Raw genomic sequence first — 20,793 nt, 5'->3', positions numbered from 1 at the left:
CGTCAGTCTTGACGGGCCACTTTTTCGTATCAACCTAAAGTATGATATCTCGTCCCCCGACGGGTAGTGGTAGACTTCAAAGACATGAACGCAGAGTATTAAGAATCTGCGCAAAACCGGCCAATGCGCCGCTAGGGGAAAAGGGAGAGACGTAAAAATGAATCACGCCTCTGCAACGTCTGAAAACACAATCTATGCGCGCATAGGTGAAACAAAGGACCTTTTTGAGCAACATGCCACCCAACTGGCAGAAGGCTTGATTGGCCAATTGTTTGGCACCGGCCAAAGCAGCGCCGATCCCGGCGATCCGCGAAGCTTTGTTGACGGTCTTGCCAACCGTTTCCGCGCCATGGCCAATGCCACTTCTGCCAGCGCGTTTAACCAGTGCTTCGATGAGCACCTGCTCGCCGACGCCGCAACCGATATTTCGCCCGACCGTCTGGTGCAGGCCTATCACACCACAGCGGCAAGCTGTGCGTCACTGGCCTCGGGCACAAAACGTACACGCAACACCCCTGCCTTCATTGATGCGGCCCAATGCCTTTTGATGGCCGATATGGCAAGCCTGATGTCGGCCATTCAGGCAAAGAAAATGCAGCGCCGTTCGGCATCCGAAGTCCAGTCGATGTCCGAAATCATCGAACGTGAAACCGACAACATCATATCCGAAGTCGGTTTTCAGGCGGGCCGTACCAATGACGTGGCGCAAGCCATGGAAAACGATGCCAACGACCTTTCCAGTCTGGTCGAACGGATCACCTCAACCACCGCAATCGCCAGCAACAATGTCTCAACCGTGGCATCCGCGACCGAAGAACTTCAGGCATCCAGCCATGAGATCGCCGACCGCATTCATAAAACCAATGACATTGCCGGTCAGGCCGTAACTCGCGCGCGCGAAACATCGCAGACGATGAACAGCCTGTCAGACACCGCAAGCGAGATCGGCAAGGTTGTTGATATCGTCAAACGCATTTCTGATCAGACCAAGATGCTGGCCCTGAACGCCACCATCGAGGCCGCGCGTGCCGGGGACGCTGGCAAGGGCTTTGCCGTGGTTGCCAACGAGGTCAAAAACCTCGCGACCCAGACCGAAAAAGCCATCCTCGACATCAATTCGCAAATCACCGCCATTCAGGGGGCAACGTCTGAGGCCGTGACCGCGATTGAAGGCATCGGTGGCGCGATTGACGAAGTCAGCCAGCTTTCATCGGATATTTCCGCGTCGGTCGAACAACAAACCGCCGCGATTGCCGAAATTTCATCGAGTGCGCAGGAAGTCTCGACCCACATGCAGGGGATTTCAAGCGACATCGCACTGGCCAGTGACAAATCCCAAAATGCCAGTGAAACCGCTGAAAACCTGCGTATTCTGGCCTCCAACATCCGCAACGACATCAACGAAATGGAAAGCCGTTTCCGTGGTGTCTTGCGCAGTGCCGATAACACCAACCGCCGCAACGAAGAACGCGCCCCGATTGCCGTCGACATCAAGGTTGATTTTGGTGGCGGCGATGTCCGAAGCGGGGTGACGGCGGACATGTCACCTTCCGGACTGCTGGCCCGCATTGACGCCAGTGAAAAGGACCGGGCCAAACCAATCATCATCACCATGGTCGATGGCACGGTTCTGCATGGGATTGTCAAGGCCGTCTCAAACCTTGGGACCCATGTTCAGTTCACCGAAGTCGACGATCAGGCCTATGAGGTCATTCTCGACCATCTGCGTAAAACCCACGAACATGACGGCAAGATCGCCGATATCGGGATGAAACTGGCCGGTGAACTTGGCAAGGTTCTTGAAACAGGACTGCGCAACAAGGAAGTCGAGCACGACGATCTGTTCAGTCCGCGTTACGAGTCAATTGCGGGCAGTGATCCCAAACAGTTCATGACGCCCTATATCGCGTTCACGGACCGCAACTTCACCCCGCTTCAGGAAGCCGTCCTTGAAAAGGACAAGCACATCGTCTTTGCCGCCGGGGTCGATTTCAACGGCTATCTTCCGACCCACAACAAGATTTACAGTCAACCCCAACGTCCCGGCGAACCGGCATGGAACATGGGCAACTGTCGCAACCGGCGCATCTTTGATGACCGGGCCGGTTTGATGGCGGCGCGCAATACCAAACCCCATCTTCTGCAAACCTATTTCCGCGATATGGGCGACAGCGTCGTCTTCATGAAGGAATGCGATGTGCCGATCATGGTTAACGGCGAACAATGGGGCAATCTGCGCATTGGCTATCGCGCCTGACCGGATCGTCAAAATCCGCACACACAAAAACACCCCGGTCATCGCCGGGGTGTTTTGCGTTCTGCTGTCATCGGAACTTAGCTGTGTGAATGCAGGATCGCTTCGGCGATTTCACGTTCGATTTCGCCCGGATACGCATAGAACCCCGGCTTGAACGATGCCGCCCCACCCGATGCCAGCCAGTCAATGCCGCGAATAAGGATGGCGGAAAACGGATCAAACAGATCCTTGCCCGATCCGCCCATACCCGGTGCCAGATTCAACAAACTGCCGCGATTAAGAAGATAAACCTCGCGGTTGTTATCAAGCTCGAACCGCTCGATATAGCGGCGCATTTTGGTCTGCTTCTGGGTATCAAGCCAGGCGACATCAATCTCGGTATTGGAATGCCCGACATTGACCAGAACCGCCCCACGGCGGGCCATTTTGATCTGTTTTTCGCCCAGAATGCCCGAAAGCCCCGTCGCGGTGACAATGATCGCACTTTCTTTTAAACCGTCTTCAAGCGCCACGACCCGGCACCCGTGATGCTGGGCTTCAAGCGCGCGCACCGGATCACGTTCGGCAACCGATACCACAGCACCCAGATTACGCGCACGTTCGGCAACACCGCGCCCCACCGGACCAAACCCGATCACCAGAACCGACCGGCCATACAGCGCCAATCCCGTCACATTGGAAAACACCGGCCACATTTCCTGTGCCACATGATGGCGGTTATGCAGGCGATCCTTGATCGCGATATCGTTCCAGTTAAACACCGGGAAGGCATAATCAAGTTTCTCCACCCGGTGCACACCAGTGGTCGTCGCCTCAAGCGCGCCGTCAACCTTCTGGCCCTTTTGAACAAACGCCTCAATCAGTTCACCGCCCATGTCCGCGACAATGTCGGCGGGCTCGGACGACAGGATATCGATGCTTTTGGCATATTCATCTGGCGTCATGCCCGAAAACGCATGCACCTCAACCCCGTTGGCCGCCAGATACGCCGCTGCAACGTCATCGGTACTGTCGGGATTGCACGCCCCGACCTTTACCTTGGCCCCGGCTTTGACAAAGGGCAAAAGTGTCGGAATGGTATCTTCCAGAACATGCTGGAAACTGACGATGGTTTTGTCGCGCAAATCACGTTTGGCGACATAATTTCCGTATTTCGCTGTCACCGGACAGATAACTTCCCGCCAGGCAAGAGTTTCGTCGTTGATCTGGGTGGCTAGGGCCGGGTCTTTGATGCGACTGGTCATATGGGCTGGTCTCTTAACGTCGTGGGGCGAATCTTCTGGCCGGACGTTAATGCCAGCCTGACCGAATGGAAAGCATTTCTGACCATTCGGTCAAACTTCAATTTAAACCGCGATTGGCATAGGCTGCTGATCTATGGACGTGGCGGGATATCAAGCCCGCGCTGAACCGCAGGCCGCGCCAATCCGCGTTCGAGCCAGATCGGAACATTGACCAATTTGTCAAATTCCACCAGTTCCCCGGCGTCATAAAACCCGATCAGGTTCCGCACCCAGCCAAGTGTTGCGATATCGGCAATGGTATAATCATCGCCCATGATCCAGTCACGCCCGGCAAGGCGGGTTTCAAGCACGCCGAGCAACCGTTTTGACTCATTCACATAGCGGTCGCGCGGGCGTTTATCCTCAAAATCCTTACCGGCAAATTTATGGAAGAACCCAAGCTGCCCAAAGATCGGGCCAAGTCCGGCCATCTGGAAATAAACCCATTGCAGGGTCTCAATCCGCTTTGCCGGATCGGCGGGCAAAAACTTGCCGGTTTTCTCGGCCAGATATTGCAAAATCGCCCCGGATTCAAACAAGCCAAGCGGCTTGCCGCCCGGACCATCGGGATCAACAATTGCCGGAATTTTGCCGTTCGGGTTCAAGGACAGAAATTCCGGCGTCCAGGTTTCATCCTCACCGATCTTGATGGTATGGGCTTCATAGGCAAGGCCCGTTTCCTCAAGCATGATCGAAACCTTGACCCCATTGGGCGTCGGAAACGAATAAAGCTGCAAGATGTCGGGATTTTTGGCGGGCCAGCGTTTGGTAATATCGAATGCGGAACGGTCTGCCATCTGATCGTCATCCTTGTTGCATGTGTTGATCCCGGTTGAGAAATCGCGGCTTTTGACCACAATTATCAACGTACAAGATATTTTCTATCAACAAGATTTAGGACGAAACAATCGTCCTGCCAGTCCTTGATTGGCAAGGAACTGTTTCGCAACTCCACACAATCAACAATCAACAATCCCCCGCAGACAAAAAGGTCAGGCCGATCTGCACCAACAGACCGGCCTGACCTGACTGCGACACCGGAATGATAAATCCGTCCACTGCCGTTCGTTATAAGCCCGTCACCTGTTACCAGGCGCGATAAGGCAGAAACTTTCCATCAAGGGTGACGACAACGCGGTCTCCCTTGGGGTCGGCTTTGCGTTCGATATACATTTCATAATCAATGGCACTCATGATGCCATCGCCGAACTTCTCATGGACCAGTTCCTTAAGGGTTTCACCGTAAACCCCCATGATTTCGTAAATCCGATACACGGCCGGATCGGTCGGAACGGCCTGATCCCAGATTTTCATCGGGCATTCCTGCAAAACAGCCGACGCTTCGGCCGGAAGATCAAGGGCAGCCACCAGCATATCGGCCTTTTCCTTTGGCGCCGAATTCATCCCCAGACATACCGACGTGGTCCAAACCGGCGACATGCCGATCTTGCTGGCGATTTCTTCCCAACCAAGACCCTTGGCTTTCTTGGCTTCCAAAATCAGTTCTTTGACATCAACTTTCTTCATGGCTTTTCTCCACTTCTGATAACAGCACGTTGTTTTGATTAGTCGGCCCCATTAACCGCGCGCTTGCGAGCGCCCGGTTTGCTGCCTTTTTCCGATGGAATGACGGCCCCGGCGTTGGCACCGAAACGGACAACCTTCGGGGCACTTTGTTCTGTGCCTTCCTGCTTTCCGGCAAGCGCACGCGACCGCGTTGCCAAAAACTCCACCAGATGATTTCGAATGTCGTAATAGTCGGGATGATGAATGATGTTGGCCCGTTCACGCGGACGGTCGATTTCGACCTGTACGGACTCGGCAACCCGCGCATAGGGGCCGTTCGTCATCAACAAAATACGATCCGCAAGCAGGATCGCCTCATCCACATCATGGGTAATCATAAAGACCGTCTGATCCGACCCCGACCAGATGCGGATCAATTCATCCTGAATACTGCCCCGCGTCAGCGCATCAAGCGCGCCGAACGGCTCATCAAGCAGCAAAAGCTCCGGCTGGATGGCAAAGGCGCGCGCAATCGACACTCGCTGGCGCATACCACCAGACAGTTGTGACGGTTTACGAAGCTCCGCCCCATCGGCAAGCCCGACCATTTCGAGATATTTCATCGAATGCTCGTGAACCTGCTTCTTGTTCCAGCTGCGAAAACGTGCCTGAACGGCAAAGGTCACGTTCTTAAGGGCTGATAACCATGGCAACAGGGAATAGTTCTGAAAAACGATCCCGCGATCAAGGCTCGGTCCTGAGACCTCTTTGCCGTTCATAATCACGGCACCGTCGCTCGGCTCATCAAGACCGGCAAGAATGTTCAGGATCGTCGATTTGCCACAGCCAGAATGACCAATGATGCAAACGAACTCACCTTTTTCGACCCCAAGACTGACATTTTCAAAGACCGTAAGGGGCTCACCGCCCTTGGGGGCCTGAAAACGCTTACTCAGGTTCTGTACGCTCAGGAATGGTGTCGACATAACAGGTCTCCTTATTCCTGGTACTGCACAAGACGGGCGCAATAGGCGAATGCGGTATCAAGCAGCATGCCAACCACCCCGATGATCACGATCGAGAACACCACACTGGTCAAATCCAGGTTGTTCCACTCGTTCCAGACGTAGTAGCCAATCCCGGTACCCCCCACGAGCATCTCCGCGGCAACAATCACCAACCACGCGATCCCGATGGAAATGCGCATACCGGTCAAAATCGTTGGGGCAGCGGCGGGAAGAACGACGATCCATGCGGTTTTGATCGCACCCAGTTCGTGCGTTCGCGCCACATTGACCCAGTCCTTGCGCACACCAGACACACCAAAGGCGGTGTTGATCAGCATCGGCCAGATGGAACAGATAAAGATGACAAAGATCGCCGATGCCTGACTGTCCTGAATGACAAACAGCGCAAGCGGCATCCACGCCAACGGCGAAATCGGCCTGAGAACCTGAATAAAGGGATCAAGCGCCTTATACATCAAGGGCGACATCCCGATCAGGAACCCAACCGGAATGGCAATCGCCGCGGCAAGGAAATACCCGCTCAGAACGCGATACAGCGAATATCCAATCTGGATACCAATCCCCTTGTCATTGGGACCAGCATCATAGAAAGGATCACTAAGCTCCTCCCATGCCTTGGCAAAAACCGCGGATGGCGGCGGGACAGCAGCCTTTGGTGATGCCCCGCCCATCAGAAGTTCATATTCGGTAAGTTCGCCAGCGAGTTCTTGTTTCGGGCTGGCGGCCTCCCACAAACCAAGGAAGACCGCCAGCAGCACGAGTGACAAAAGCAAAGCCCTGGCATTCAAGGATGCCAGCATGTCAGCTTACCCCTTTGCCAATAGCGAAGCTGTTGACATAGGCCTCAGGCTGATCTGGATCGAACTCTTTGCCCATGATCGAATAGCTCTTGTAAGTCGATGTCGGCGCTTCATAGCCAAGATCCTTCATGACCTTGGCGCAATCAGCCGCGACATAGACTTCTTCAGCGATTTTCTTGTAATCAATGTCGCCTTCGATATAGCCCCAGCGCTTCATCTGCGTCAGGATCCAGACCCCCATCGAGTGCCACGGGAACGGATCGAAATCGATGCGATCAGGCACGTTTTGAACGTTACCCAGACCATCGGCATACCGTCCGGTCAGGACTTGCTCGATCACTGGCACCGGCTGGTTCAGATAGTTTGCTGGCGCAATTGCCGATGAAATTTCCTTACGGTTTTCCGGCTTGGCGGCATACTGGGTGGCATCAACAATGGATTTGAGAAGCGCGCCATAGGTATTTGGCAGCTCTTCTGAAAACGCTTTTGAACAGGCAAATGCGCAGCACGGATGACCTTCCCAGATCTCCTTGGTCAGAATATGCAGGAAGCCGATCTTTTCCCAAACGGCGCGCTGGTTGAACGGATCGGGCGACAGATACCCGTCAAGGTTCCCGGCACGCAGGTTGGCAACCATTTCGGGCGGCGGAACGACACGGATCTGGATGTCTTTATCCGGGTCAAGACCATGTTCGGCAACGTAATACCGCAGCAGGAAGTTATGCATGGAGTATTCAAACGGCACGCCGAACTTGAACCCTTTCCACTGCTTCGGGTCGCGCTTATCAAGGTGATCATTATGAAGAACAATGGCCTGACCATTGATGTTCTCAACGGCCGGCATCAGGAAAGGTGTTGCCGTCGAACCGGCCCCCATCGAAATCGCAAGCGGCATCGGGGTCAGCATATGTGACGCGTCATATTCATTGTTCAGCGACTTGTCGCGCGCAACCGCCCAACCGGCTGTCTTGATGACATCAACATCAAGACCATATTTTTCATAGAACCCCATTGGCTGGGCCATAATGATCGGCGTCGCACAGGTGATCGGAACAAACCCGATGTTCAGCTTTGATTTTTCCGGCTTGCCAAGATCATCAAGAATGGCCGCCTTGACCTTGTCGATTGGCAAGACAGAAGCCAATGCCGCCATCATGGTGCCGCCGCCAATCATTTTGGCAAACGAACGGCGTGAAATTTCATCATGACCGAAAACCGACCGGACAATCGCGCTATCGATTGCACGATCAAGAATTTCCTCGCTGCTTTCCGGTGCCTTTACCGCAAGGTCACTGTGTGCCGCCATATTTGCCAGATCGTGTTGGACCTCATGACCCTGACCAGCAGGCGATGCATGTGTGTGCTCCCCCTTGGTCGCACAAACTTCGCAGCCACAAGACTTGCTGTGCCGAAGATCACTGTCCCCACTAAATGGATCGCCCAGACTTTTAACTGACATTTGATCACCCCCTGTGTTGTTACGCCGCCCAACTTGAACAGCACCAAATCATCACAAGGGTAAGAGCAACCCGCGTGCCAGATTGCTGCGACGCAACCGTTTCGTTGGAAACGCTGGACTCCGGGGCTGAAGGCTGGCACCTTTCGATGATACGAAAATTCGTAATTTACGACTTTTCGTAATTAATATTACGAATTATCGTAGGAATTCCTGATGAACCGCGATGTAAATCGGCCTATTTCAATGCCCTTGGAGACATTGCATCTTCAGGCCCTTTTGGCGCACACACATCCAACATTGCTGGTTCATCCCAAAACCGACAGCATCGTTTTCGCCAATGATGCGGCGGCCAAATTGCTGGGTCGCAGTATCGAGGCGCTTAAATCATCAAAAATGAGCGCACTGCACAAAGGCCAGGTGCCAAGCCTTGTCGTGTTTAGTGAGGCCGCCCTCTATCACGGCTTTGCCTGGACCCGCGGCCTTGATCTGACCCATCCGGACGGCACCGAACTGAAACTTGAACACGAAGCACGGGCGATCATCCTTGACGGTCAGGAATACCTGACGGTTACCATTTCCGACCTTGATGCCCGCCATCGCCGGGATGTCGATTCAGAAGCCGACGACTATCTACGCGAAGGGATTTCGGAATGGCGCCGCGCGGAACGGTTCTTTCGTGAAATCGAACGCGAAAACCAGTTGATTCTCGGGGCGGCTGGCGAAGGCATTTACGGCGTCAACAGTGACGGAATAACAACCTTTGTGAACCCGGCGGCGGAACGCATGCTGGGCTGGACGGCCGATGCTTTGGTTGGCCGGGAAATTCATTCGATCATTCACCATTCGCACGTAGACGGCGAACCTTATCACGCCGAACAATGCCCGATTTACAATGCCTTCCGCGAAGGCATCGTACGGCGCGTTGACGACGAGGTCTTCTGGCGCAGCGACGGCAAACCGATCCGCGTCGAATATACCTCGACCCCCATTCGCGACCACGGGCTTGTCATTGGTGCGGTGATTGTTTTCCGTGACATTACCGAACGTAAAATCGCCGAGGAAAAACTCCACGCTGCCCTGGCTGAAGTTGATCGTCTGCGTGAACGTCTCGAACTTGAAAACGCCTATCTGCAGGAAGAAATTCTTTCGACCAACAACCACCATGAAATCATCGGCCAGTCCGATGCCATTCAAGGGGCGCTCAAGCAAATTGATCTTGTTGCCCCGACTGACGCCAACGTCCTGATCACCGGGGAATCCGGAACCGGCAAAGAACTGATCGCACGCGCCATCCATCAGGCCAGCACACGGTCTGATCGTGTGCTTGTGCGCGTCAACTGTGCCGCCATCCCCCATGAACTGTTTGAAAGCGAGTTTTTCGGCCATGTTCGCGGCGCATTTACCGGTGCGATCCGCGACCGCGTTGGCCGCTTTGAACTGGCCGACCGTGGCACGCTGTTTCTTGATGAAGTCGGTGAGATCCCGCTCGAACTTCAGGGCAAACTCTTGCGCGTTCTTCAGGATCAAAAATTTGAACGCATCGGCGAAGAACGCACGCGTGAAGTCAATGTCCGCCTGATTGCGGCCACCAACCGCGACCTCAAGGAAGAAGTCCGTCAGGGGCGTTTTCGCGAAGATCTCTATTTCCGGCTCAATGTTTTTCCAATCGAATGCCGCCCTTTGCGCGAACGCACCGATGACATCCCGCCACTGGCGACCCATTTTCTGCGCAACATCTGCCAGCGCCTGAACATCGCACAGCCCACCCTGACAAATGGACAGGTCCGCACCCTGCAACATTATGGCTGGCCGGGGAATGCGCGTGAACTTGAAAACGTCATCGAACGGGCGGCGATCTTGGCACATGACGGCAAATTGCATTTCGATCTGCCTGAAATCGGTGGCCGCGACAGCCGAAAGTCAATCGACGCCAAAGCAGATCCGACACCCCCACCACACAACAACATCCTGACACGTAACGAACTCAAACAGACCGAATACAACAACATCATTCAGGCCCTGACGGCGACACAGGGCAAGATTTTTGGCAAGAATGGCGCGGCAATCCTGCTCGACATCAAACCAACCACGCTGGCATCGCGTATCAAAACATTCAAAATTGATCGACGTGACTTTGTTTCAGGCAAAAACACCGAATAATCTTGAAAAGTTTGTAACGGCTGGTTGCCCCGGCGGGCGGTTTGGCGCAGCATGTCGCCGCCTGTAAGATAACTGTGATGATGCAACGTCGGGTCACGCCGCCGCCAAGGTCATTGCACAACAAGGTTTTCGACACACATCACAGTTGGAAACGAGGGAGAAACAACAATGGCTGCATTTCTTCAGATTGGCGCGTTGCTCGCGATGGCGGCTGTGGCGGTCGTGCTGGTTTTGGGCATTATTTCCATGGCACGCGGCAACGATGCGCGAAAATCCAATAAATTGATGCAGCTGCGCGTCCTGCTTCAGGCTGGCGCCCTTTTGCTTTTGTTTATTCTGTCTTTCATGGCGCTTGGAAAATAGCGCAGCCTCGCTTCTTATTCCTTCTTCCATCCCCTGCATAAAATGGACGGCACATGGTTCAACTGACACGCATCTACACGAAATCAGGTGACAAGGGCAAAACCGCACTTGGCAACGGGTCGCGCGTTGCCAAAAACGATATTCGCGTCACCGCCTATGGCACGGTGGATGAAACCAATGCCGTGATCGGGGTTGCCCGGCTGCATTGCTCGGACAATGCCGATGCGGATGCCATGCTAGCGCGCATTCAGAACGATCTGTTTGATCTGGGGGCGGATCTGTGCACGCCGGGCGACGGCAGCAACGAAAACCCTGAACAACCCGCCCTTCGCATCACCGCCAAACAGACCGAACGGCTTGAAGCCGAGATTGATCAGATCAATGAAAACCTTGATCCGTTAAAATCATTTGTGTTGCCCGGCGGATCGGCCCTGTCCGCACAGCTCCATGTGGCGCGCACGGTATCGCGCCGCGCCGAACGGCTGATTGTTGAACTGGCGGGAATCGAGTCTATCAATCCCGAGGCCGTGCGCTATATCAACCGCCTGTCGGACCATATGTTTGTTCTGGCCCGCCATGCCAACAATGGTGGCAAGGATGATATTCTGTGGCAGCCCGGTCTGACGCGGTAACAAAAAGCAAACACCCCCTGTTCAAGCAGGGCTCAGTCCCGTATCAAGACAGTCAAGGGCGAGAAAAATTCAGTAAAGAAGTTGTCGTTAACGTTAACCTCTTTACGTAAATTGACAACCCGTAATGCACTGCCTATTGTGCATCGCGGGGAAAACATTACCATGCGGGGTTCGCCGCAATCTGCCATGGCAGAGCGCAGCAAACCCATAGTTTTGACAACAAAAACGAACAGGTCTGTCATGAAGGTTCTTGTCGCCGTTAAGCGCGTTGTGGATTACAACGTCAAGATCCGTGTCAAACAGGACCAGTCTGGCGTTGAATTGAACAACGTCAAAATGTCCATGAACCCGTTTGACGAAATCGCCGTTGAAGAGGCCGTCCGCCTCAAGGAAGCTGGCACTGCCACCGAAGTGGTTGCGGTGTCGCTTGGCGTAAAACAGTGTCAGGAAACAATCCGCACTGCTCTTGCCATGGGTGCCGATCGCGGCATTCTGGTCGAAACCGATGATGAGCTGCAGCCGCTTGCCGTTGCCAAACTGCTCAAGGAAGTCGTCGCCAAAGAAAGCCCGGATCTGGTGATCCTTGGCAAACAGGCGATTGACGATGATGCCAATCAGACAGGTCAGATGCTGGCCGCTCTTCTGGATTGGTCGCAGGGCACGTTTGCGTCCAAGGTTGTCGTTGCCGATGGCAAACTTGATGTCACGCGTGAGATTGATGGTGGTCTTGAGACCATCAAAATTGATCTTCCGGCAATTGTCACCACCGACTTGCGCCTCAATGAGCCGCGCTATGCGTCGCTGCCAAACATCATGAAAGCCAAGAAAAAGCCGCTTGATACGCTCACCCCGGCTGATCTTGGTGTGGATACGGCACCCCGCCTGAAAACCCTGAAAGTGTCGGAACCGCCGTCACGTCAGGCAGGCGTCAAAGTTGCTGATGTTGCAGAGCTTGTCGACAAGCTGCGCAACGAAGCAAAAGTCATATAAGCGGGGGTCATCCAAATGAGCATTCTTGTTATTGCCGAACACGACAATACCGAACTGAAGGGTGGCACGCTGAATGCGGTTGCCGCCGCACAGAAAATCGGTGGCGACATCACCATTCTCGTCGCTGGCGAAAACTGCCGTTCTGTTGCCGATGCGAGCGCCAAGGTTGACGGTGTCGCCAAGGTTCTGGTGGCTGACAATGCCGCCTATGGCCACTTCCTGGCAGAAAACATTGCCGGTCTTGTCAACGGACTGGCGGGCGATTACGGCCACATTCTGGTGTCGTCCTCAACCTCGGGCAAAAACTTCATGCCCCGCGTTGCGGCCCTGCAGGACGTGGCGCAGATTTCTGACATCACCGATGTCGAAAGTGCCGATACCTTTGTCCGTCCGATTTATGCCGGTAATGCCATGGCAACCGTGCAGTCATCAGACGCGCTGAAACTGATCACGGTTCGCACCACGGGCTTTGATCCGGTTGCTGCCGAAGGCGGTTCTGCCACCATCGAAGACGTCGCAACGGTTTCCGATGCCGGTAAATCAAGCTTCGTCGGTCAGGAACTGACCGAGTCGGAACGTCCCGAACTGTCGGCTGCCAGTGTGGTTATTTCCGGTGGTCGCGGTATGGGGTCGGGTGAAAACTTCCACCTGATCGAACCGATTGCCGACAAACTGGGCGCTGCCATTGGCGCATCACGCGCTGCAGTTGATGCCGGATACGCTCCCAATGACTGGCAGGTTGGCCAAACCGGCAAAGTTGTTGCACCGCAGCTATACATTGCTGTAGGCATTTCTGGTGCTATTCAGCACCTTGCCGGCATGAAGGACAGTAAGGTCATTGTAGCGATCAATAAGGACGAAGAAGCACCGATCTTCTCGGTCGCCGATTACGGCCTTGTCGCTGACCTGTTCGAGGCCCTTCCCGCTCTGGCGAGTGAACTCGACAAATAAACTGATCCCATTTAGGGTCAAAACAGTCGATTGTATTGTTTTGACCCTAAGGGGACGAGTGGGGAACAAATGGCTTCGTTGGAAGATATTAAAACCATTGGCGTAATCGGTGCCGGACAAATGGGCAATGGCATTGCCCATGTTGTCGCACTTGCCGGTTACGACGTCCGACTTCTCGACATCTCGCAAGACGCCCTCGAAAAGGCGTTTGTCGCGATGGGCAAGAACATGGATCGTCAGGTCAAGAAAGAGCTGATTACCGCAGCGCAAAAAGACGACGCGCTCAAGCGCGTCTCAACCGGAACGGAATATACCTTCCTGTCTGACTGCGATCTGGTAATCGAAGCAGCAACCGAAAATGAAGAGATCAAAAAACAGATCTTCAAGGCACTTTGCCCGGTTCTTGGCCCCGAAGCGATCATCGCGACAAACACATCTTCGATCTCTGTAACGCGTCTGGCGTCCTACACAGACCGCCCGTCGAAGTTCATGGGCATGCACTTCATGAACCCGGTGCCGCTGATGAAGCTGGTCGAACTGATCCGTGGCATTGCCACCGATGAGGTCACCTATCGCACCATTCATGAACTGACCAAAAAACTCGGCAAAGACACGGCAAGTGCCGAAGATTTCCCGGCGTTCATCGTCAACCGCATCCTGCTGCCGATGATCAACGAAGCCATCTACACCCTCTATGAAGGTGTCGGGAACGTTCAATCGATCGATACCGCTTTGCGCCTTGGTGCAAACCATCCGATGGGCCCGCTGCAACTGGCCGATTTCATCGGTCTGGATACCTGTCTTTCGATCATGCATGTCCTCCATGATGGCTTGGCCGATACCAAGTATCGCCCCTGCCCGCTTCTGGTTAAATATGTCGAAGCTGGCTGGCTCGGTCGCAAGGCTGGACGTGGTTTCTACGATTACAGCGGTGACGAACCCGTCCCAACCCGATAAGGGTCTTAATCGTCACAAGATTAAAGCCGCTGCACATTTGCAGCGGCTTTTTTGTTGCATTACAACTGGCAAACGTCTCGAATGCAGTCAACGCATACCCGCGCTGGTAAAATAGCCGGGCAAAGAGAAAAAGACGTCTGGAGGCAGTCCGAAAATGTTTCTCGGTATTGATGTCGGTACATCTGCGGTCAAGGCACTGCTGATTGATGACAACTCGGTCACGATTGCCGAGGCTGATGTCCCATTGTCGGTGTCCAACCCGCACCCGTTCTGGAGCGAGCAAAACCCGACCGACTGGTGGAATGCCACATGCCAGTCGATTGATAAGCTCAAATCCGAAAATCCGGTCGCCCTTGCCGCGACCCGCGCCATTGGTCTTTCCGGTCAGATGCATGGTGCGACCCTGCTTGATGCCAATGACGCCCCGTTGCGCCCGGCCATCCTGTGGAACGACGGACGGGCAAAGGCCGAATGTGACGAGCTTGATGCTGCCCTGCCCGACCTTGGCCAAACTGCCGGGGTTGCGACCATGCCGGGCATGACCGCCCCAAAACTGATCTGGCTGCAAAAGCACGAACCGGATGTTTTTGCCAAAATCAAAACCGTTCTTCTGCCCAAGGATTTCATCCGCCTGTGCCTGACCGGGGAAAAAGTCACCGAAATGTCTGATGCCGCAGGCACCTTGTGGCTCGACGAAGAAAGTCGCTGCTGGAACCCCGCTGCGGTTGCCGCAAGCGGCCTTTCAATGGATCAACTGCCCAAACTGGTCGAAGGAAGTAGCGTCACAGGAAAGATCCGCCGTGAACTCGCGACCCGCTGGAACATGAAACCCGGTGTGATTGTTGCGGGCGGGGGTGGCGATGCCGCAACCGGGGGCATCGGTGTCGGGGCCGTGCGCCATGGGGACGGCTTTATCTCGCTGGGCACATCGTCACAGATTTTCGTCGCATCGGACAAATACCGCCCGCGCCCCGAAGAACTGCTGCACAGCTTTGCCCACGCCATCCCCGCCCAGTGGTTTCAGATGGCGGTCCTTCTCAATGGGGCAAGTTGCCTGTCGTGGGCGGCCAATCTTCTGGGTGAAAAGGATATCTCGGCCCTTTTGGCGCGCACGGAACATCAGCACCGCGCGCCCTCGGATGTGATTTTCCTGCCCTATCTCAACGGCGAACGCACCCCGCATAATGATCCCTATGCGCGCGGCGTGTTCTTTGGCCTTGGCAGTGACACCACCCGTGAAATGATGGTTCAGTCCGTTCTCGAAGGTGTCGCCTTCGCGCTGAGCGATGCGCAATCACGCCTGCATGCCGCGGGCACACATTGTGACCTGCCCGGTGTGATTGGCGGCGGCGCACGCAGCCGATACTGGATACAGTTGATCGCCAATATCATGGGAACGCCACTTGCCCGTTACGAAGGTGCCACCAAGGGACCGGCATTTGGCGCGGCACGTCTGGGGCGGCTGGCCCTGACCAAGGAGGCGGTAGAAGACGTCTGCCAGAAACCGGCAATCGACGAAGTCATCGAACCTGATATGGCCCACTACACCACCTATCAGCCCCGATTTGCCAAATTCAAACGCATTTATTCCGCCCTGCGTGAGGAATTCACCCCTACGTAACGTCCGCCACCACAGTCAAACCATTCCCCCACACTATTTGGCGCATGCCCCATCGCCTGCAAAAACAGAGAATTCATTAGCAGGTTCTTTAAAGCACTGAAATGCGCCCAATATTAAACGGATGGATTGATATTTTTCTATTTGGATAAAACATGACCATTGCAGTTGTTGGAAGTTCCAATGTCGATTTTTCCGCCCGTGTAACCACCCTGCCCGTGCCCGGCCAAACCGTCCTTGCCAAGGCATACACAACCGGCCCCGGTGGCAAAGGCTGTAATCAGGCGACGGCCGTCTCACGCCTTGGGGTTCCGCCGATCTTCATTTCCAAAATTGGTGATGATCTTCTGGGACGTGACCTTTTGGAAACGCTCAAGGCCGAAGGTCTTGATACCAACAATCTGATCGTCGCCTCAGACGCACAAACCGGAACGGCACTGATTTCAATCGAAGACAGCGGTGAAAACATGATCACGGTCGCAGGCGGTGCGAACATGATGATGACCCGTGCTGACCTTCACGACAAACGCCATGTCTTGCGTGACTGCAAATATTTGCTGTTGCAGCTTGAATGTCCGGTGGTTGCGGTTGATTGCGCCATGAAATATGCCCGCGAAGGCAGTGCCAAAATCATGCTTGATCCGGCCCCCGTGCCAGATCGCGTGGTGTTGCGCGATCTGATGGTGCTAACCGATATCGTTACGCCGAACACCACCGAATGCCATGCCATGACCGGAATTATGCCCGACGACATGGCAACCGCCCGTGACGCGGCCAAAATCCTGCACGACATGGGTCCGGAAACCGTGATCATTAAAATGGGCGGCAAGGGTGCATTTTATTCTGCCAACGGTCAAACCGGACTGGTGCCGCCATTTGATGTGTCACCGGTTGATACCGTGGCGGCCGGGGATTGCTTTAACGCGGGTCTGGCCGTTGCGCTTCACGGTGGACAAAGCCTGCCTGATGCGGTTCGGTTTGCCTGTGCGACCGGGGCTCTGGCAACAACCCGCCCCGGTGCCGCCGATGCCGCCCCGACACTTAGCCAAGTCATGTCACTGATTGAAGAAAACAGTTAGCAGCACGGCCTTATGGGTTTTGCGTTCGTGATGATCTGAACCTGACCCGGCGATACCCGCGTTATGATACGTTTGTTTTTTCGTATCATAACGCTCTTCCAGATCTCGGGAATACTGGTTGTGCGGGATTGATCAAACCTTACGACGCCTGATCGATCAGGCGGTTGAAATACGCGACAACCTCTGGCGCGTCCCATTTGGCGATGCCTTCTAATTTGCCAATCAGTTCACCATTCGCATCGATCACAAAGCTGGTTGGTAACCCGCGTGCGCCCATGGCGCGTGCGGTCGCCCCTTTGGGGTCCAAAAGCACGTCCAAATGTTCGATTCTATTGTTTTCAAAGAATTTCGAAACGTCATCCGCCCCGCCACGATCCTGACTAAGGGCCAAAACCCGCATGGGCTTATCAGCCATTTCAGCAGCCAGTTGATCAAGCTCGGGCATTTCCTTGACGCATGGCACACACCATGTCGCCCACAGATTAACCAAAACAACCTGTCCTTTCAGGCTGTTAAGGGACATTTCCGTGCCTGCCTCGTCAACGAATGTTGCATTTTCAAGCAACGATTCGGCGTTGCGAAGCTCGATCATTTTTGAAAGTTCAGACGGGAATTGCGGTTCTGCAAAGGCAGGGGTTGCATAAATGCCCGATATGGCGACAATCACGCCAAGTTTTACGAATTGAAGCAAAGCCTTCACAATTCCCACCTTTTCCAAATACTGCGGATCACGATGACCGACCAAAACGCCACCGACCAGAAAAACGCCAATTCCCTTTGGGGCGGCCGCTTCGAAGCAGGCCCGTCTGCCATCATGGAAGAAATCAACGCTTCCATCGGTTTTGACAAACGCCTGTATGCCCAGGATATCCAGGGCTCAAAAGCCCATTGCGCGATGCTGGTCAAGCAGAACATCATCCCTGCCGAAGATGGCGACAAAATCACCAATGGTCTAGACCAGATTCTTCAAGAAATCGAGAGCGGCGCCTTTAAATTCTCGGCCGCCCTTGAAGATATCCATATGAATGTCGAAAGCCGCCTGCGTGAATTGATCGGCCCAGCCGCAGGTCGCCTGCATACTGCGCGCTCGCGCAATGATCAGGTCGCAACCGATTTCAAACTGTGGGTCCGCGATGTTGCCTTGGCCGATCTTGAAGTCGGCCTTAAGGGCCTTCAGGAAGCCTTGATCACGCAGGCTGGCACGCACGCCGAAACCATCATGCCGGGCTTCACCCACCTTCAGGCGGCCCAGCCGGTGACTTTTGGCCATCATCTTCTGGCCTATGTCGAAATGTTTGGTCGCGACCGTGGGCGCGTTGCCGATTGCCGAGTACGGGTCAATGAAAACCCGCTGGGCTCAGCCGCCCTTGCGGGTACGCCCTACCCGATTGACCGCCACATGACCGCAAGTACGCTTGGCTTTGACCGCCCGACGGCAAATTCGCTCGATGCGGTATCGGATCGTGATTTCGCGCTGGAATATCTCAATGCCGCGTCGATCACCGCCATGCATCTGTCGCGCTTGGCCGAGGAAATGGTCATCTGGTGTTCGGCACAGTTCAAATTTATCGGCATGTCCGACAAGTTTTCAACCGGCTCCTCGATCATGCCGCAAAAACGCAATCCGGATGCCGCCGAACTGATCCGATCCAAAATCGGGCGTATTGTTGGCTGCTATAATTCGCTGATGCTGTCGATGAAGGGCCTGCCGCTGGCCTATTCCAAGGACATGCAGGAAGACAAGGAACCGGTGTTTGAGGCCCACGACCATCTTGGTCTGTGTGTGGCCGCCATGACCGGCATGATTGCCGACATGAAAGTCTTCACCGACAACATGCGTGCGGCTGCTGGTGCGGGCTATACCACCGCAACCGATCTGGCCGATTGGCTGGTTGCCGAACTTGGCATGCCATTCCGCGATGCCCACCATGTGGTCGGGGCCACCGTCAAACTGGCCGAAACCAAGGGCTGTGATCTTGATCAGCTCTCGCTTGACGAATTGCAGGGGATCGAACCCAAAATCACCAATGCGGTGTATGACGTGCTGACCGTCGAAGCATCGGTCGCTGCGCGTCAAAGCTTTGGCGGCACGGCCCCGGTTCGTGTGACCGAATCCGTTGCTGCGGCAAAGGAAAGGTTCCTCAAATGAACAACGCCTTGCTTAAACGCGGCACCATTGTCGCACTTGCTGTAATGCTCGGACTGTCGGTTGCGGCCTGTGGTAAAAAAGGCCCGCTCGAACCGCCAACCGACAAGGGTCAAGAATATCCAAGGGACTATCCGGCCAAATGAACCATTTTGAATATATCGACGGCGTCCTTCACGCAGAAGGCGTCGCCCTCCCGGAGCTGGCTGAAAAAGTCGGCACCCCGTTCTTTTGCTATTCCACAGCAACGCTTGAACGCCACTACAAGGTTTATGCTGACGCATTTTCCGGTCTGGACGCGACCGTTTGCTATGCGATCAAGGCAAACTCCAATCAGGCGGTCTTAAAAACGCTGGGCAAGCTGGGTGCAGGTGCCGACGTTGTATCTGTTGGCGAAATGCGCCGCGCCCTTCGGGCCGGTATCGCACCGGGCAAAGTTATCTTTTCGGGCGTCGGCAAGGCCGAAGACGAAATGCGCGAAGCCCTTGAGGCCGACATTGCCCAGATCAATGTCGAAAGCATTCCCGAACTGATCGAACTGAACCGGGTTGCCCTTGATATGGGTAAAAAGGCCCGCATTGCATTGCGCATCAATCCGCATGTCGATGCCAAAACCCATGAAAAGATCGCCACCGGCAAGGCCGAAAACAAATTCGGTATCGACTGGACCCGCGCGATTGAGGTTTACCGCGATGCGGCCGCCATGGACGGCATTGAGGTAACCGGCATTGCCATGCATATCGGATCGCAACTGACCGACCTGACCCCGTTCCGCGAAGCCTTTACCCGCCTTGCCAGTCTGGTCGAACAACTGCGCGCCGAAGGCATTGAAATCCGCAATCTTGATCTTGGCGGCGGTCTTGGCATTGCCTATCAGGGCGAAACACCGCCGCTGCCCGATGCTTATGGCCAGATGGTGCGTGAAACTGTCTCGCACCTTGGCTGTCACATCACGCTTGAGCCGGGCCGTCTGATTGCCGGCAATGCTGGCATCATGGTCTCACGCGTCATGTATATCAAAGACGGCGAAGCCAAACGCTTCGTCATTCTTGATGCCGCGATGAACGATTTGATCCGCCCGACCCTGTATAACGCCTATCACGAAATCATCCCGGTCGATGAACAGGGTGAAAACGACAAACAGGCAACGGTTGATATTGTCGGTCCGATTTGTGAAACCGGCGATACCTTTGGCAAGGACCGCAAACTGCCCGATAACCTCAAGGCCGGTGATCTTGTCGCCGTGATGTCGGCGGGTGCGTATGGTGCGGTAATGTCATCGACGTACAACACCCGTGCGTTGACCCCCGAAGTGCTGGTCAAGGGCGACGAATTTGCCATTGTCCGCCCGCGTCAGGAAATCGACGAACTGATCAATATGGACCGCATTCCGGGCTGGCTTGATTAGGGTCTGAACCCAATTTAATGTTTAAAATGGGTTCAGACCCTAAGTAAACGCGACCATCCAATGTTATTTTAAAGGCGGCCCTCATCTCAGGGCCGCCTTTTTATTTGCCGCCACAACCGCGCAATAACTTGACCAAAGTCCGCAAAGCCCCAAACT

At 54.6% G+C, this 20,793-nt stretch carries 19 protein-coding genes; 12 read left to right on the top strand and 7 right to left on the bottom strand.

Annotated features, from left to right (window positions below):
• Positions 1-157 precede the first annotated feature (157 nt).
• Positions 158-2,257: a methyl-accepting chemotaxis protein gene (locus COO92_RS00520; protein WP_101298975.1), complete on the top strand. Its 2,100-nt coding sequence runs from the start codon at positions 158-160 to the stop codon at positions 2,255-2,257.
• Positions 2,258-2,334: 77 nt separating this feature from the next.
• On the opposite strand, the gene COO92_RS00515 is transcribed toward COO92_RS00520, so the two are convergent.
• The 6 genes from COO92_RS00515 to COO92_RS00490 form a co-directional block, all read right to left on the bottom strand.
• On the bottom strand, positions 2,335-3,501 hold the full coding sequence (locus COO92_RS00515; RefSeq protein ID WP_101298974.1) for an adenosylhomocysteinase: 1,167 nt from the start codon (positions 3,499-3,501) through the stop codon (positions 2,335-2,337).
• Between the two features lie 131 nt (positions 3,502-3,632).
• On the bottom strand, positions 3,633-4,337 hold the full coding sequence (locus COO92_RS00510; RefSeq protein WP_101299963.1) for a glutathione S-transferase N-terminal domain-containing protein: 705 nt from the start codon (positions 4,335-4,337) through the stop codon (positions 3,633-3,635).
• Between the two features lie 289 nt (positions 4,338-4,626).
• Complete coding sequence (cynS, locus tag COO92_RS00505; RefSeq protein ID WP_101298972.1) at positions 4,627-5,067, bottom strand: cyanase; 441 nt, start codon at positions 5,065-5,067, stop codon at positions 4,627-4,629.
• 38 nt (positions 5,068-5,105) lie between these two features.
• Positions 5,106-6,032, bottom strand: coding sequence for an ABC transporter ATP-binding protein (locus COO92_RS00500; RefSeq protein WP_101298970.1), 927 nt, complete (start codon positions 6,030-6,032; stop codon positions 5,106-5,108).
• An 11-nt stretch (positions 6,033-6,043) separates the two neighbouring features.
• Entirely contained in the window at positions 6,044-6,874 is an 831-nt protein-coding gene (gene ntrB / locus COO92_RS00495) for a nitrate ABC transporter permease (RefSeq protein ID WP_101298969.1), read from the bottom strand.
• 1 nt (position 6,875) lies between these two features.
• Positions 6,876-8,333 carry a CmpA/NrtA family ABC transporter substrate-binding protein gene (locus COO92_RS00490; RefSeq protein ID WP_101298967.1) on the bottom strand — a complete coding sequence of 486 codons (1,458 nt, stop codon included), beginning with the start codon at positions 8,331-8,333 and terminating at the stop codon, positions 6,876-6,878.
• Between the two features lie 213 nt (positions 8,334-8,546).
• Here COO92_RS00490 and COO92_RS00485 point away from each other — a divergent pair, with 213 nt between their 5' ends.
• The 8 genes from COO92_RS00485 to rbsK all read left to right on the top strand — a co-directional run bounded on the left by COO92_RS00485 (position 8,547) and on the right by rbsK (position 17,083).
• Positions 8,547-10,493 (top strand): sigma 54-interacting transcriptional regulator, encoded by a 1,947-nt coding sequence (locus COO92_RS00485; protein WP_101298965.1) that lies wholly within the window; start codon positions 8,547-8,549, stop codon positions 10,491-10,493.
• A gap of 168 nt (positions 10,494-10,661) precedes the next feature.
• Complete coding sequence (locus COO92_RS00480) at positions 10,662-10,856, top strand: twin transmembrane helix small protein (protein ID WP_022730974.1); 195 nt, start codon at positions 10,662-10,664, stop codon at positions 10,854-10,856.
• A 53-nt stretch (positions 10,857-10,909) separates the two neighbouring features.
• On the top strand, positions 10,910-11,488 hold the full coding sequence (locus COO92_RS00475) for a cob(I)yrinic acid a,c-diamide adenosyltransferase (RefSeq protein WP_101298963.1): 579 nt from the start codon (positions 10,910-10,912) through the stop codon (positions 11,486-11,488).
• A gap of 240 nt (positions 11,489-11,728) precedes the next feature.
• Positions 11,729-12,478 carry an electron transfer flavoprotein subunit beta/FixA family protein gene (locus COO92_RS00470; protein ID WP_028791341.1) on the top strand — a complete coding sequence of 250 codons (750 nt, stop codon included), beginning with the start codon at positions 11,729-11,731 and terminating at the stop codon, positions 12,476-12,478.
• 15 nt (positions 12,479-12,493) lie between these two features.
• Entirely contained in the window at positions 12,494-13,429 is a 936-nt protein-coding gene (locus tag COO92_RS00465; protein ID WP_101298962.1) for an electron transfer flavoprotein subunit alpha/FixB family protein, read from the top strand.
• A 69-nt stretch (positions 13,430-13,498) separates the two neighbouring features.
• Positions 13,499-14,386 carry a 3-hydroxybutyryl-CoA dehydrogenase gene (locus COO92_RS00460; RefSeq protein ID WP_101298960.1) on the top strand — a complete coding sequence of 296 codons (888 nt, stop codon included), beginning with the start codon at positions 13,499-13,501 and terminating at the stop codon, positions 14,384-14,386.
• 154 nt (positions 14,387-14,540) lie between these two features.
• Positions 14,541-16,007, top strand: coding sequence for a xylulokinase (gene xylB, locus COO92_RS00455; RefSeq protein ID WP_101298958.1), 1,467 nt, complete (start codon positions 14,541-14,543; stop codon positions 16,005-16,007).
• 152 nt (positions 16,008-16,159) lie between these two features.
• On the top strand, positions 16,160-17,083 hold the full coding sequence (gene rbsK, locus COO92_RS00450; protein ID WP_101298956.1) for a ribokinase: 924 nt from the start codon (positions 16,160-16,162) through the stop codon (positions 17,081-17,083).
• A gap of 139 nt (positions 17,084-17,222) precedes the next feature.
• Here the strand turns inward: rbsK and COO92_RS00445 are convergent, their stop codons facing one another.
• Positions 17,223-17,783, bottom strand: coding sequence for a TlpA disulfide reductase family protein (locus COO92_RS00445; RefSeq protein WP_101298954.1), 561 nt, complete (start codon positions 17,781-17,783; stop codon positions 17,223-17,225).
• Positions 17,784-17,816: 33 nt separating this feature from the next.
• Between COO92_RS00445 and argH the strand changes: the two genes are divergently transcribed.
• Genes argH through lysA form a run of 3 tightly spaced genes read left to right on the top strand, consistent with a single transcriptional unit; the run spans position 17,817 to position 20,637 of the window.
• On the top strand, positions 17,817-19,232 hold the full coding sequence (gene argH, locus COO92_RS00440; protein WP_101298952.1) for an argininosuccinate lyase: 1,416 nt from the start codon (positions 17,817-17,819) through the stop codon (positions 19,230-19,232).
• A complete protein-coding gene (gene lptM / locus COO92_RS22005; protein ID WP_022730965.1) occupies positions 19,229-19,375 on the top strand; it encodes an LPS translocon maturation chaperone LptM in 147 nt (48 codons plus the stop codon). The genes argH and lptM overlap by 4 nt, the downstream gene beginning before the upstream one ends.
• On the top strand, positions 19,372-20,637 hold the full coding sequence (gene lysA / locus COO92_RS00435) for a diaminopimelate decarboxylase (protein ID WP_022730964.1): 1,266 nt from the start codon (positions 19,372-19,374) through the stop codon (positions 20,635-20,637). The genes lptM and lysA overlap by 4 nt, the downstream gene beginning before the upstream one ends.
• Positions 20,638-20,793: the final 156 nt, after the last annotated feature.

It is taken from the genome of Thalassospira lohafexi, from assembly GCF_002844275.1.
GTDB lineage: Bacteria > Pseudomonadota > Alphaproteobacteria > Rhodospirillales > Thalassospiraceae > Thalassospira > Thalassospira lohafexi.
Note: the sequence above shows the minus strand (reverse complement) of the source record. Positions and strands in the feature narration are given on the sequence as shown.